10 protein-coding genes are annotated in these 14,388 nt (G+C 56.4%); 6 read left to right on the forward strand and 4 right to left on the reverse strand.

Translation table 11 applies throughout. From position 1 onward, the window contains the following. Positions 1–111 precede the first annotated feature (111 nt). Complete coding sequence (locus OGX93_RS03870) at positions 112–1,038, forward strand: alpha/beta hydrolase (RefSeq protein WP_286449551.1); 927 nt, start codon at positions 112–114, stop codon at positions 1,036–1,038. A gap of 39 nt (positions 1,039–1,077) precedes the next feature. Here the strand turns inward: OGX93_RS03870 and aldA are convergent, their stop codons facing one another. Then, positions 1,078–2,517 (reverse strand): aldehyde dehydrogenase, encoded by a 1,440-nt coding sequence (gene aldA, locus OGX93_RS03875; RefSeq protein ID WP_275166124.1) that lies wholly within the window; start codon positions 2,515–2,517, stop codon positions 1,078–1,080. 204 nt (positions 2,518–2,721) lie between these two features. Continuing rightward, entirely contained in the window at positions 2,722–3,522 is an 801-nt protein-coding gene (locus OGX93_RS03880; RefSeq protein ID WP_047463612.1) for a YdcF family protein, read from the reverse strand. Between the two features lie 270 nt (positions 3,523–3,792). On the opposite strand from OGX93_RS03880, the gene OGX93_RS03885 reads away from it, so the two are divergent. The 3 genes from OGX93_RS03885 to OGX93_RS03895 are packed head-to-tail and all read left to right on the forward strand — an operon-like array spanning position 3,793 to position 7,942. Further along, the gene (locus tag OGX93_RS03885; protein ID WP_047463611.1) at positions 3,793–5,445 is read left to right on the forward strand and encodes an MFS transporter; all 1,653 of its coding nucleotides are present in this window, start codon (positions 3,793–3,795) and stop codon (positions 5,443–5,445) included. 41 nt (positions 5,446–5,486) lie between these two features. After that, positions 5,487–6,569 (forward strand): HlyD family secretion protein, encoded by a 1,083-nt coding sequence (locus OGX93_RS03890; protein WP_104868631.1) that lies wholly within the window; start codon positions 5,487–5,489, stop codon positions 6,567–6,569. After that, positions 6,566–7,942: an efflux transporter outer membrane subunit gene (locus OGX93_RS03895; RefSeq protein ID WP_286449552.1), complete on the forward strand. Its 1,377-nt coding sequence runs from the start codon at positions 6,566–6,568 to the stop codon at positions 7,940–7,942. Before OGX93_RS03890 ends, OGX93_RS03895 begins: the two co-directional genes overlap by 4 nt. 2 nt (positions 7,943–7,944) lie before the next feature. On the opposite strand, the gene OGX93_RS03900 is transcribed toward OGX93_RS03895, so the two are convergent. Next, complete coding sequence (locus tag OGX93_RS03900; protein WP_114847928.1) at positions 7,945–8,580, reverse strand: LysE family translocator; 636 nt, start codon at positions 8,578–8,580, stop codon at positions 7,945–7,947. 128 nt (positions 8,581–8,708) lie between these two features. Here OGX93_RS03900 and OGX93_RS03905 point away from each other — a divergent pair, with 128 nt between their 5' ends. After that, positions 8,709–9,614 (forward strand): LysR family transcriptional regulator, encoded by a 906-nt coding sequence (locus OGX93_RS03905; protein WP_047463606.1) that lies wholly within the window; start codon positions 8,709–8,711, stop codon positions 9,612–9,614. Positions 9,615–9,622: 8 nt separating this feature from the next. On the opposite strand, the gene hrpA is transcribed toward OGX93_RS03905, so the two are convergent. Continuing rightward, positions 9,623–13,525 (reverse strand): ATP-dependent RNA helicase HrpA, encoded by a 3,903-nt coding sequence (gene hrpA / locus OGX93_RS03910; protein WP_286449553.1) that lies wholly within the window; start codon positions 13,523–13,525, stop codon positions 9,623–9,625. Positions 13,526–13,726: 201 nt separating this feature from the next. On the opposite strand from hrpA, the gene azoR reads away from it, so the two are divergent. Further along, positions 13,727–14,332: an FMN-dependent NADH-azoreductase gene (azoR, locus tag OGX93_RS03915; RefSeq protein WP_012132314.1), complete on the forward strand. Its 606-nt coding sequence runs from the start codon at positions 13,727–13,729 to the stop codon at positions 14,330–14,332. The last annotated feature ends 56 nt before the right edge of the window (positions 14,333–14,388 follow it).

Here is a 14,388-nt window from a genome sequence, read left to right on the forward strand (position 1 = left end):
CCTCCGCCGTTTTCACCATTTATCTGGTCATTCAAGACGATGTGAATCCCTTCCGATTTTCAATGGATTAACTGTGTTATAGATAACGTTTATCACTGAGTGAGCACAGTCATGGACGTATTCAGCCGCGAAACCTTAGAAGAAATGATGGCGCAAGCCGTCTCCCGCTCAGCCACATTTACCCTCTGGCCTGATGGCGAAGCCCCCGGAGCGAAAAACAGCGATGCTGTTTTTACGCCAGAACCGCGGCATACCGGTACATCCATCTTCGATCGCGCCGTCACGGGCGTCCGATCTCCTGAAATCACCGTTTACGCGCCAGATAAACCCAACGGCGTGGGGCTTCTCGTGACGCCAGGCGGTTCCTACCGGCGCGTCGTGCTGGACAAAGAAGGCAGCGCGCTGGCGCCCTTTTTTAATGTGCGTGGTTATACCCTGTTCGTGATGACCTACCGGATGCCCGGAGATGGCCATGATGAGGGGGCAAACGCGCCGCTGGCGGATGTGCAGCGTGCGATGCGCTATCTTCGCGCCAATGCGCAAGCGTGGAAGATCGACCCGGAACGCATCGGGGTGCTGGGTTTTTCTGCCGGTGCGCATGTCGCCGCCAGTCTAGGAACGCGCTTTGCTGAACCCGCCTGTCCCCCCATCGACAGCCTGGATAAAATCAACGCCCGCCCTGCTTTTATGGCGCTGGTCTATCCGGTCATCACCATGCGTGACGACATTCATCATCCCGGCTCACGCCTTGAGCTGATGGGTGCGGAACCTGACGATGAACAGATTCGCCACTACTCGCTTGAGGAACGCGTGGATGCCGCTACGCCGCCCACATTTCTGCTGCATGCCATCGACGATCCGGCGGTAAAGGTGGAAAACAGCCTGGTATTTTTTAACGCGCTGCGCCGTTCTGGCGTAGCGGTGGAAATGCATCTGTTTGAGCGAGGAAAACACGGGTTTGGCATTCGTGATACGCAGGGATTGCCGGTCGCGGTCTGGCCGGAACTGATGATGAACTGGATTGCGACCAAAGTGTGACCGCCATTAGCAGGCCGGGGAAAACCCCGGCCTGTTACATCAGGACTGCAAATAGACCACCTGCGTTTGCAGATACTCGTTCAGACCGTGTTTGCCATCCGCCCCGCCAATACCTGACTTGCGCCAGCCAGCATGGAATCCCTGCATCGCCTCAAAGTTTTCGCGATTGATGTAGGTCTCGCCGAATTTCAGCCCGCCGATCGCCTTCATCGCAACATTCAGGTTTTGCGTATATACAGACGATGTCAGACCGTAATCGCTGTCGTTCGCCATCTCCAGCGCCTCTTCCAGCGTATCAAACGCCACAACCGGCAGCACGGGGCCAAATGTCTCCTCATGCATGATGGTCATCTCCTGGCGAACGTCCAGCAGCAGCGTCGGTGGATAATAATAACCTTTGCCCTCCACGGCCTTGCCGCCCAACGCCACGCGAGCGCCCTCCTGTACAGCGCGCGCCACTTTCTGCTCTACCCGCTCCAGCGCGGCAGCGTTAATCAGCGGCCCCATTGCGATGTCATCACGCTGTGCCGGATCGCCAAACTGAACCGCTTTCATCGCCTCGCCCAGACGATTCACAAAGCGATCGTAAATCCCTTTTTGTACATAAACGCGCTCAGCACAGTTACAGACCTGTCCGGTGTTGATCACTCTGGAATCCACAATCGCTTTCACGGCCAGCTCAAGATCCGCATCGTCCATCACGATTGCCGGGGCTTTCCCGCCCAGTTCCAGGCAAACTTTAGTGATGTTTTTCGCTGCCGCCGCCATAATTTTCTCGCCAGCAGCCACGCTGCCAGTCATGCTCACCATCGCGACTTTCGGGTTCCCCGCCAGCTCCTGCCCAACCGTTTCACCGCGTCCCAGCACCAGGTTGAATACGCCTTTCGGTAAGCCGATGTCATGCACGATCTGCGCGAAAGCAATGGCATTGTTTGGCGTAAATTCGCTGGGTTTAATGACGATGGTATTCCCGGTCAACAACGCCGGAGCGAGCTTCCGGGCAATCAAAAAGAACGGAAAGTTCCACGGCAGAATCCCGGTGGTGACGCCCAGCGCGCGTTTAAAGACCAGAATATTTTCTCCGGGGCGGTCGCTTTGCAGGATCTCGCCTTCATAACGGCGCGCCCACTCGGCCATATATTCGATGTAGTCGGCGGTGAACGCGACTTCCACCTGCGCCAGCTGCTGGATTTTTCCGCCTTCCGCGACAATCAGCGCGCTGATCTCTTCTGCCCGCTCACGAATCCCTGCCGCGATCTTTCTCAGCCACCCCGCGCGTTCAATCGCAGGCAGCGCCTCCCATTCCGGCTGAGCGCGCGCAGCGGCGTCAATGGCCTGACGCGCCTCTTGCGCGCCGCCATCAGGAATACGGGAGAGCAGTTCTTCGGTGGCAGGATTCACCACATCAATCCATGCGTCTCCCTGCCAGCTAACAAATTGACCATTGATATACATCGGGTGTTGTACGGGTGCGGACATGCGCTGCTCCTGTAATTGAATTGTTTTTAACAAGTAAAATCATTATTAAGTAATAACAATCACATGTTCTCAGGGTCGTCTGCGGTGCTGGTTTTGTGATGTGCTTCATAAAAGCAGCCAGGAAGGTTCTGTCAGAGGGGCGATATCGGGGAGAGAGTTTGCCCGTTTGAGCGTAAATTTCCGCAAACGGGCAAGAAAGTAACATTAACGCAACGAACGACTGTTCATGGTCTCAATCAGGTCAGCGTCATTTTGCAGCGTCTGCCACGCCGCCTCAACGTCAGCGGGAATATCAACGTGCACAATAAAGTCGCGGCCACGCGGCCCGTAGCCGGTTTCATCATCCCGTAAGCGCGGAAGCTCTCCCGCAATCAGGGAGAGATAGCGATCCACGGACCACAACCCCTTCTGTTCTCCGGCAAAATCCACGCCGTCATCGTGCTGGCACAGCGTCGGGACAATACCAGGATAGCTCAACCAGCGGGGCGAATCGGGATCGTCGCAGGTGACGCGGCGGAACGTCGCCATCGTCCGGCGTTGCATTGTCGGGTCCTGTACGATAATGGCGGTGTTAATGGGCGCCGATACCTGACCAATCAGGGCGCAGCTAAACTGCGCGTTCTCACCGCAGTTTGTTGATTTGTCTTCTGGCCAAATTTTCTCCGTCGGGATCTGCCAGAACTGATGAGCGATATCCGCAAGAATTTTGGCTTCCGTACGCCCGGTGGTGCGTATGGTGTTGTAGCGCGGGTGCCCGGCGATGGCGGCATAGAGAAACGTGGTGGAATGGCCGATGCCGCCGCTGATCAACAGCGGGATCTGCTGCGCTTTCGCTATGTTGCAGGCGGCGTCTATCGCCGGGATGACGGCATTCCCCGCCAGCACAACGCAGTCAGCCTGATACGGCGCGTCACCAGAGAAGTCATTTTGGGCCAGCCAATGCCCCAGCGTGTTCGCTGCTTCCAGCGTTGCACTGGATAATGCCGGAAACGGTCTCATTCTCATGGTTCTTCCTCCTGTGTTCCTTGCAGAGTACCGGAGTGGCTTCTGGTGAGTACCAGATCACTCCGAAAGACGATCCGCTGATTATCCTGTGGTGCGAGGGTGAGATAAAGCGTTGATGTCAAACAACGTTCAATGAACGAAAATCCCGGCTTAACGGCAATGAATATTTGATTTACCAGGCATTTTCATATTCACTTGAATTATGGTTTACGTCAGACGTAGAATCATTAGCCCGCTAACCATTCAAATAATACAAAGGTATACGACGTTATGCGCCTGCCCCAACGCGATCCTTATGCTCCTCGCGAGTGGCAGCCTCACGAAAAGCCCGCGCTGTTAGGCTCACCTTCGACTCCCATTCACAGCACGCCGAAACGCATCGCCTACGGCGTGGTCGGCCTGCTGGTGTGTCTGACCGGCGCACTCGGGAACGCGGTCGTGACCGCGAATCTGCAAAATTTACAGGGCACCTTTGCCGCCTGGTCGACAGAGATCGCCTGGCTGCCTGCCGTTTATGTCATGACCAATGTCTCAATTAACCTGCTGCTGGTGAAATTTCGCCAGCAGTTTGGTCTGCGGGCATTTACCGAAGGTTTTCTGGTGCTGTATGTGCTGGTCACCTTTTTTCACCTCTTCGTCAACGATCTGAGTTCCGCGCTAATGGTACGCGCGGCGCACGGTATGGTCGCCGCCGCGCTCAGTTCGCTGGGTATTTATTATCAGATACAGGCCTGGCCTGCGAAACACCGTCTGAAAGCGTTAACGATCGGTATTACCGGGTCGTCGCTGGCTATTCCCCTCGCCCGGTTGTTCTCTACCGAACTGCTGCAACTGGATGAGTGGCGCGGCCTGTACTTCTTTGAGCTGGGACTGGCGCTGGTTTCGCTGGGCTGCGTCATCGCCTTAAAACTGCCTCCCGGCGACAGACGTAAGGTTTTTGAAAAGAAAGACTTTATTACTTTTATTCTGCTCGCGCCCGGCATGGCGCTGGTCTGTGCCGTGCTGTCGCTGGGGCGACTGGACTGGTGGTTTGAAGCGCCCTGGATTGGCTGGTCTCTGGCGCTGGCGACGGTACTCATCATCAGCGCAATTGTGTTCGAGCATAACCGCAGCAATCCGCTGTTGAATACGCGCTGGCTCTCCAGCGGCAGTATTCTCCGCCTGGGGCTGATTATGTTGCTGATCCGCATTGTGCTGGCGGAGCAAAACACCGGCGTAATTGGCTGGCTGCAATACGCTGGCTTACAGAATGAGCAAATGACGCATCTGGCCTGGTCAATTTTCGCTGGCATTGTGTGCGGCATCATCACCAGTTGCCTGACGATTAAACCGACGCGGCTGGCCTGGCCCGTGATTACGTCGCTGGCATTGATGATCGTCGCCTCGCTGCTCGACAGCCACTCCACAAACCTGACGCGCCCCGACCAGTTAATGGTCAGCCAATTCTTACTCGGCTTTGGCAGCGCGTTTTTCCTTGCCCCGGCAATGCTGGCGGGTATCGGCGGCGTCATCGCCGATCCGCGCAACCTGGTCAGTTTTTCCGTCTTATTTGGGATGAGTCAGAACATCGGCGGTCTGCTGGGCTCCGCCATTCTCGGCACGTTCCAGACCTGGCGTGAAAAATATCACTCCAGCCTGCTGGCCGATCAGCTCACCACGCTAAATCCGCTGGTGAATGAGCGTCTACAGATGTACAGCCAGATGTACAAAAACTTGATTGGCGATAGCGCATTGCTGAACACCCAGGCGATCGCCCAGCTACAAACCGTTACGTCGCTTGAGGCAAATATCCTCGCCTATAACGATACTTATTTACTGACGGCCAGCATTGCCGCCGCTACGCTAATCTGGATTTTATGGCGCTTGCTGCGACTGCGTATTACCGCCCGGATGGCGCTGAAAAAAGCCACCGGAACCAAGTAACAAATGAAAATTATGTTTATCGCTTTACCTCAGGAGCCGCTATGAGTCAGCAGGATGCCGCCAAAGAGCAGGCAAATACCCGAAACAATCTCCGTGTGGTGTCAATTTTTGCCGCTGCCGCCATTGGCCTCGTCGGGGTTCTGGTGATCCTCTACGCCTGGCAATTACCGCCGTTTACCCGCCATACGCAATTTACGGATAACGCCTATGTGCGTGGGCAAACCACCTTTATTAGCCCGCAGGTGAATGGATATATCACGCAGGTGAATGTGCAGGACTTTGTGCAGGTGAAAAAAGGCGAACTGCTGATGCAGATCGACGACCGTATTTATCGCCAGCGTGTCCATCAGGGCGAAGCGCAGTTGGCCATGAAAATCGCCGCGTTAAATAACAACCTGCAACAGCGTAAAAGCGCCGAAGCCGTGATTGCGCGCAATGAAGCGGTACTGAAGAACGCCAAAGCGCAAAGTCTGAAAACCCAGGCAGATTTGAAACGCGTGAAAGATCTCACCGCCGACGGTTCACTGTCGATTCGTGAACGCGATGCGGCGCTGGCCAGCGCCGCGCAAGGCAGCGCGGATATCGACCAGGCGAAAGCCACGCTGGAGATGTCACGACAGGATTTACAAACGGTGATCGTCAACCGGGGAGCGCTGGAAGCCGACGTTGAAAATGCCCGCGCAGCGTTAGAGCTGGCGCAGATCGATTTGCAAAATACCCGCATTGTCGCGCCGCGCGACGGCCAGCTTGGGCAGATTGCCGTCCGCCTCGGCGCGTACGTCACCGCCGGAACGCACCTCACCACGCTGGTGCCGCCGCAGCACTGGGTTATCGCCAATATTAAAGAGACGCAACTGGCGGAGCTGCGCGTGGGTCAGCCGGTACGGTTTACCGTCGATGCGCTGAATGATCGGGCTTATGAAGGCCGGGTGGAGAGCATTTCTCCGGCAACCGGCGTGGAGTTCAGCGCCATTACGCCGGATAACGCGACCGGCAACTTTGTCAAAATCGCCCAGCGCATTCCGGTTCGGGTGGAGGTACTGGGTAAACCGGAGGAGATTGCGCGATTGCGTCCGGGCATGTCGGTGCAGGTACATATCGATACCCGGGAGGCGAAACAATGACGCGCCGTCCCGTTGCCGCTTTGTTGTTCGTCCTGCTGCTCAGTGGCTGTCAGTCGGTTGATGTGGCACCCGCAAAACCGTCTTTGCAAATCCCCGCCGCCTGGCGAACCGCCACCGGCCCCGCCAGCGCAACAGAACAGGTATGGTGGAGAAATTTTCACGACGGTCATCTGAATCATTATGTCGATCAGGCACTGCAAAATAACAGCGACGTGCTGATTGCCCGCGAACGGGTAAATGAATACCAGGCCAGGGTCTATGCCGCCGAAGGCAGCCTGTTCCCCTCGCTGGATGCGGGCGTTAGCGGAGCGCGGGCGCGAACGCAGTCTGCGGCAACCGGACTTCCGATCTACAGCACGTTGTATAAGGGCAGCCTGACGGCAAGCTACGATGTCGATATCTGGGGCGTTAATCGCAGCACCGCCAGTGCGGCGCAGGCCTCGCTGGCGGCGCAAAAAGCGGCGGCCGCCGCCGCCGATCTGACCGTTGCCTCGTCCGTTGCGTCCGGTTATGTCACGCTGCTGGCGCTGGATGAGCAGCTCAACGTGACAAAATCGACGCTGAAATCGCGTGAAGAAGCTTGGAATCTGGCAAAACGGCAATATGAAACAGGCTACAGCTCGCGCCTGGAATTGATGCAGTCGGATTCTGAGCTTCGCTCGACGCGCGCGCAAATTCCCCTGCTTGAGCACCAGATCGCACAACAGGAAAACGCGCTGAGTCTTCTGCTGGGCAGTAACCCGACGCGGCTGGCCCGTAGCGACCGTTTTGATGCGCTGACGCCCTTAACGTTGCCGTCACAGTTGCCCTCTTCGTTGCTCAACCGCCGTCCTGATGTTGTGCAGGCCGAGAGACAGCTTATTGCGGCCGATGCGACGCTTGCCGCCTCTCGCGCCAGCCTGCTGCCGTCGATCAACCTGACGGCGACCGGATCGGCGCAGGATCGCACGCTTCCCGGTCTGCTTGACGACCCGCTCCGCTTATGGAGTATCGGCGGCAGCATTCTCGCCCCTCTGCTTAACCGTCAGGCATTGAATGCGCAGGTTGATATTTCCCAGTCCCAGCGTAATCAGGCGCTGTACAGTTATGAAAAAACCGTGCGTAACGCCTTCAGAGAGGTAAACGATAGCCTCGACGCCATCACCCGCTATCAGGAACAGCTCAGTGAATTACAGGCGCAGCAGGATGTGGCGCAGGAAACATTGCGCATCGCCCAGAATCGCTATCGCAATGGCTATTCGTCTTATCTGGATGTACTGGACGCCCAGCGCACGCTGTTCTCAGTGCAAACCAATGTGGTGCAGGTGAAAAATAATCTGCTGCTGGCACAGATTGATCTCTACAAAGCGCTGGGCGGCGGCTGGTCAGTCTGACGTCATCCGTACGGCAAGTGGTGAATGATTTCGCGGACGTTATAGACCAGGCCAGACAGCGATATCACCAGCAAAAACAGCGATGACGCCAGCCCAATACGCCGGCTGTGATGCGGTGACAACCAGTTATTGATGAGCAGGATGTACAGCGATAAAACAGCAAAATCAAAAATGATCCACACCACCGTCAGCGTCATAATGCTGGCGGCGAAGTTCTGCGTTACCGCAATAAACTGAGGGAAGAAAGCGACAAAGAAAAGAATGTCTTTCGGATTTGAAATGCCGGTAATAAATCCCCGGATCACCCCGCCGTCGCCCGCAGCGACCGTGTTTTCTTGCGCATTTGCCTGCGGATTCCCCGCCCGCAGGCTGATTAACGCGCCGTAGCCGATATACAACGACCCTGCGATCCCCAGCAAAGACAGAAACAAACCGGAGATCGACACCACCCCGGCCAGCATCAGCGCCGCCAGGATAATCAGCACCAGAGAGGCGCTGTTCGTTCCGATCACCGTCGCAAAGGCTTTACGCGCACCGTGCCGGGCCGCCGTTCCGGTTACCAGCGCAACCACCGGGCCGGGCGTGACCAGCAACAGTAAAACCGATAAACTATACGCACTCAGCAATGTCAGATTAATCAACGCCTTTTCTCCTTCATAACGTACACAGGCCCGGAAACTCCCGGCATTATTCAGCGAGCGATGACGTTTGAAAAACGAATAAAACTGCTATTTAATGTGAGTAAAACTCACAATAGCGTATCGCCATGACTCTGCCGCCACTGTATGCCCTGCGCGCTTTTGAAGCCGCCGCCCGCCTCGGATCATTCAGCAAAGCCGCTGACGCGCTGAACGTCACTCCGGGCGCGATCAGCAGACATATCCGTACTCTGGAGACAACGTTTGACTGCCCGCTGTTTCACCGCAACGGCCCGCAGGTTGAGGTAACGGAAGCGGGACGCGTGCTGGCGGAGCAGCTGGCCGCAGGCTTTCGGACGCTGGAAAACGCCTGCTCCGCGTTTCGCAACCAGCAGCACGGTCTGCGCTTAAAGGCACCCTCAACCCTGACAATGGGCTGGTTGCTGGACGTGCTGAACAGCGTACATCAGCAGGAGCCCTCGCTTAACGTGGAGCTTTCCAGCGTCTGGATGGACACCGATACGGTGGATTTCAATCGCGAACCCTTTCACTGCGCCATCCTGTTAGGCAACGGTCATTTTGGTTTCGGCACGCAAAGCAGGCAGCTTTTTAAAGAGTGGCTGATCCCGATATGCGCCCCCGCGCTGCTTGAACAGGTACGAGAAAACATTGCCGACTGCGAGCTTATTCACCCTTCGCCAGACCGGCGCGACTGGACGCGATGGCTGGCACGCAGCGGTAAATTTAACGGGCTGAATACCCGTCGGGGAAAAGTGTTCGACACGCTGGAACAGGGAAATCAGGCGGCGATAAGGGGGCATGGCGTCTCCGTGGGCGATCTGCTGCTCAGTCTGGAGGCGGTAAAAAGCGGTCTGCTCGCCCTTCCGTTCAATGAAGCGGTGGCAACCGGAGAAGGCTACTATCTGGTCTGGCCGCAAGATACGGCATTTGAAAAAGACATTGCGCTGCTTTATGACAGGCTAAAGCGCGCCGTGCCGCAGGAGATACCCGAAGGTATCTCCTGCCTGAGCTGAGCACGGAGCTACAGGCTGATTTGCTCCATCGCCTGTAAAATGCGCTTATCGGAGATCGGGTACGGCGTACCGAGCTGTTGTGCAAAGTAGCTGACGCGCAGCTCCTCAATCATCCAGCGGATTTCTTTGACGTCGTCGTCATCACGGCGGGCTGGCGGCAGCTTGTTAATCCACTGCTGCCAGGCCTGCTGCACGCTTTCGATTTTCAGCATCTGCGCCCTGTCACGGTGCGGATCAACCGCCAGTTTCTCCAGCCGTTTTTCAATCGCCTGCAAATAGCGCAGCGTATCGCCGAGGCGCTTAAAGCCGTTGCCGGTGACAAAACCGCGATACACCAGCCCGCCCATTTGCGCTTTGATATCAGACAGCCCCAGCGCCATCGTCATATCCACGCGTCCTTTCAGACGTTTGTTGATCGTGAACACGGCGGTCAGGATCTGCTCGACCTGCTTCGCGATATCGACAACGGTGTCGTTCAGCTCAGCGCGCACCTTCTCATGCAGCGCGGCAAAAGCCTCTTCCGTCCATACCGGGCCGCCATTGGCGTCGATCAGCTTGTCCACGCCGCAGGAGATGCAGTCGTCAATCAACTCCAGCACTTTGCCATACGGGTTAAAGTACAGACCGAGCTTGGCTTTGTTCGGCAGCTTTTCGTGCAGATACTTAATCGGCGACGGAATATTCAGCAGCAGCAAGCGGCGTAAACCGCACCACATTGCCTGTTGCTGCTCCAGCGGATTGTCGAACAGCCTGATGGCGACGCTATCACGCTCATCGACCAGCGCAGGCCACGCCTTCACTTTGTAATTGCCGCGTTTCTGCTCATAGCTTTCCGGCAGCTGACCGAAACTCCAGATGTGCAGCCCACTCTGCTCGATGCCGTCATCTGCCACCGCCGAGAGCGTCTCCTGGACTTTCCCTTTCAGCGCCTCTTTCAGCCCCTGCAAAGCGCGCCCTTCCTGCAACTTCTTGTTTTTGTCATCCACCACGCGGAAGGTGATCTTCAGATGATCGGGCACCTGATCCCAGTGCCAGTCTTCGCGATCTACCGTCACGCCGGTCATCCGCCGCAATTCACGCTCCAGCGCATCCATCAACGGTAGCTCCAGCGGCGTTACGCGACCTAAAAACGCTTCGGCATAGTTCGGCGCCGGAACAAAGTTCCGTCGTACCGGTTTCGGCAGCGATTTAATCAGCGCAATCACCAGCTCACGGCGCAGACCTGGAATTTGCCATTCAAACCCGGACTCTTCCACCTGGTTTAACAACGGAAGCGGGATATGGACGGTGACGCCGTCGGCGTCGGCGCCCGGTTCAAACTGATAGCTCAGCCGCAGCTTAAGATTTCCCTGGTGCCAGAAGTTCGGGTAATCCAGCTTGCTGATTTTTTCCGCGCCCTCTTTGATAAGCATACTCTTTTCAAAGTTGAGCAGATCCGGCGTTTCACGGCTGACTTTTTTCCACCAGTTGTCGAAGTGGCGCGCGGAGATCACGTCATGACTGATGCGCTGGTCGTAGAACTCAAACAGCGTCTCATCATCGACCAGAATGTCGCGGCGACGCGATTTGTGCTCCAGCTCTTCCACTTCCGCACGCAACTTCAGGTTGTCGCGGAAGAAGGCGTGGCGCGTCTGCCAGTCGCCCTCTACCAGCGCATGACGAATAAACAACTCGCGACACAGCGCCGGGTCGATCTGGCTGTAATTCACCTTGCGCGCGGCCACTATCGGCAGACCGTACACGGTCACTTTCTCCGTCGCCATCACCGCGCCCTGCGCCCGTTCCCAGTGCGGTTCGCTGTAAGAACGCTTAATCAGATGCTGGGCAACCGGTTCCACCCACTCGGGATCGATGCGCGCCGCAATGCGCCCCCACAGGCGGCTGGTTTCCACCAGTTCTGCGACCATCGCCCACTTCGGCGGCTTCTTGAACAAACCGGAACCCGGGAAGATGGAGAAACGGGCGTTACGCGCGCCGGTATACTCCTGCTTGTCGGCATCTTTCATCCCGATATGCGACAGCAGCCCGGTCAGCAGCGCGATATGCACTTCACGGTATTGCGCCGGTTCGCTGTTTACCGGAATACCCAGCTCTTTCACCACCTGGCGCAATTGGGTGTAGATATCCTGCCATTCGCGCACGCGCAGATAGTTCAGGTAATCAGTGCGACACAAGCGGCGGAACTGGTTCGACGACAGCGCTTTCTGCTGCTCGCCGAGATAATTCCACAGATTCACAAAGGCGAGGAAGTCAGACTCTTTATCGTGGAAACGACGGTGCTTCTCATCGGACGCCTGCTGTTTATCCATCGGGCGCTCACGCGGGTCCTGAATAGACAGCGCGGAGGTGATGATCATCGCCTCACGTACGCAGCCGTGTTTCTGCGCTTCCAGTACCATCCGCGCCAGACGCGGGTCTACCGGCAACTGCGACAACTGGCGGCCTAAAGGCGTCAGTTTATAAGCCGTTTGCTGCTCATCGGTCGTAATCGCCCCAAGCTCTTCCAGCAGACGCACGCCGTCCTGAATGTTGCGTTTATCCGGCGCTTCAACAAACGGGAATGCAGCGATATCGCCCAGCCCCAGCGCCGTCATTTGCAAAATAACCGAAGCCAGGTTGGTACGCAGAATCTCCGGGTCGGTAAATTCCGGGCGCGACAGGAAGTCATCTTCCGAATACAGGCGGATGCAGATCCCTTCCGACACACGTCCACAGCGGCCTTTACGCTGGTTAGCGGAAGCCTGTGAAACCGGTTCAATCGGCAGCCGCTGCACTTTGGTACGGTAGCTATAGCGACTGATGCGCGCGGTGCCGGGATCGATAACGTACTTAATGCCCGGTACGGTCAGCGAGGTTTCCGCCACGTTAGTCGCCAGCACGATGCGACGTCCGCTGTGCGACTGGAACACGCGGTTCTGCTCGCTGTTAGAGAGGCGTGCATACAGCGGCAATACTTCGGTATGGCGCAAATTGAGTTTATTGAGCGCATCGGCGGTATCGCGGATTTCACGCTCGCCGCTCATAAAGATCAGGATATCGCCGGGACTTTCACGCCCCAGTTCATCCACCGCGTCAAAAATCGCCTGAAGCTGATCGCGCTCGGTATCGTCCGCTTCTTCGACAATCGGACGATAGCGCACCTCAACCGGGTACGTTCTGCCGGAAACTTCAATGATCGGCGCATTGTTAAAATGACGCGAGAAGCGCTCCGGGTCGATGGTCGCGGAGGTGATGATGATTTTCAGATCCGGGCGACGCGGCAACAGCTCTTTCAGGTAGCCAAGCAGAAAGTCGATATTCAGGCTGCGCTCGTGCGCTTCATCAATGATGATGGTGTCGTACTGCATCAGCAGCCTGTCCTGCTGGATTTCCGCCAGCAGGATACCGTCCGTCATCAGCTTGACCATCGTGTTGTCGCTGACGTGATCGCTGAAACGGACTTTATAACCGATGCAGCCGCCCGGTTCCGTTTGCAGCTCTTCGGCAATACGGTTGGCAACGGTACGCGCCGCCAGACGACGCGGCTGCGTATGGCCGATCAGCCCTTTAATACCGCGCCCCAGCTCCATACAAATTTTCGGCAATTGCGTGGTTTTACCCGAGCCGGTCTCCCCCGCCACAATCACCACCTGGTGGTCGCGAACGGCCTCCAGGATGGCCTGTTTTTTCTGGCTGACAGGCAGGTTTTCTGGATACGTTATTTCCGGTCTGGCGGCTTCGCGCAGCACAATTTTACCTGCCGCCTGTTCAATCTCTTTCGCCATCTCCAGGAAAATGGCCTGTTGTGCATCAGGTTTTTTAACCTTCTTCACGCCATGCAGACGGCGGGCAAAGCGCTGCCTGTCACGCAGCATCAGCGTATCCAGCTGTTGCTGAAGTACGGCGAAGGTGATTTTCTGTTGTTCTGTCATAGCATTAGAGGGCAGTGCTCTGCCGGGTAAAATCTCTTTTTAATGATTGGTATAGAGTACCACATCGGCGCTTTTCGTGTGTTGTTCAATAATTTCGAACATAGGATTCGATATATTGCGCTATCTCTGCGACAGGATTGTGAATAGAGTGTCAACAAGCAACGGGGCTCACCCCATTCAAACACATAAAAGGAAACACCCATGAGCAAAGTATTAGTTCTTAAATCCAGTATTCTGGCAGGGTACTCTCAGTCTGGTCAGTTGTCTGATTATTTTGTTGAACAGTGGCGCGAAAAGCATCCTGCGGATGCGATCACCGTGCGCGACCTGGCCGCGAATCCTGTTCCGGTACTGGATGGCGAACTGGTGGGTGCCCTGCGCCCGAGCGACGCTCCGCTGACTCCGCGTCAACAGGACGCGCTGGCGTTGTCCGACGAGCTGATCGCGGAACTGCAAGCGCACGATGTGATCGTCATTGCGGCGCCGATGTACAACTTCAACATCCCGACTCAGTTGAAAAACTATTTTGACCTGGTTGCCCGCGCAGGCGTCACCTTCCGTTACACCGAGAAAGGGCCGGAAGGTCTGGTGACCGGTAAACGTGCGGTGATTCTCTCCAGCCGTGGCGGTATCCACAAAGATACGCCGACAGACCTGATCGCGCCGTACCTGAAAGTCTTCCTGGGCTTTATTGGTATCACCGACGTGAACTTCGTGTTTGCTGAAGGGATTGCTTACGGCCCGGAAGTCGCGGCCAAAGCGCAGTCTGATGCCAAAGCGGCGATTGACAGCGTTGTTGCTGCATAAGATTTTTCATCGCTAATTTGCCTCATCCGGCCTGCAAGGGGTGTCATCCTCCCGCA

The sequence above is a fragment of the Citrobacter sp. CK195 genome, assembly GCF_030333365.1.
In the GTDB taxonomy this organism is placed as follows: Bacteria; Pseudomonadota; Gammaproteobacteria; order Enterobacterales; family Enterobacteriaceae; genus Citrobacter_B; species Citrobacter_B koseri.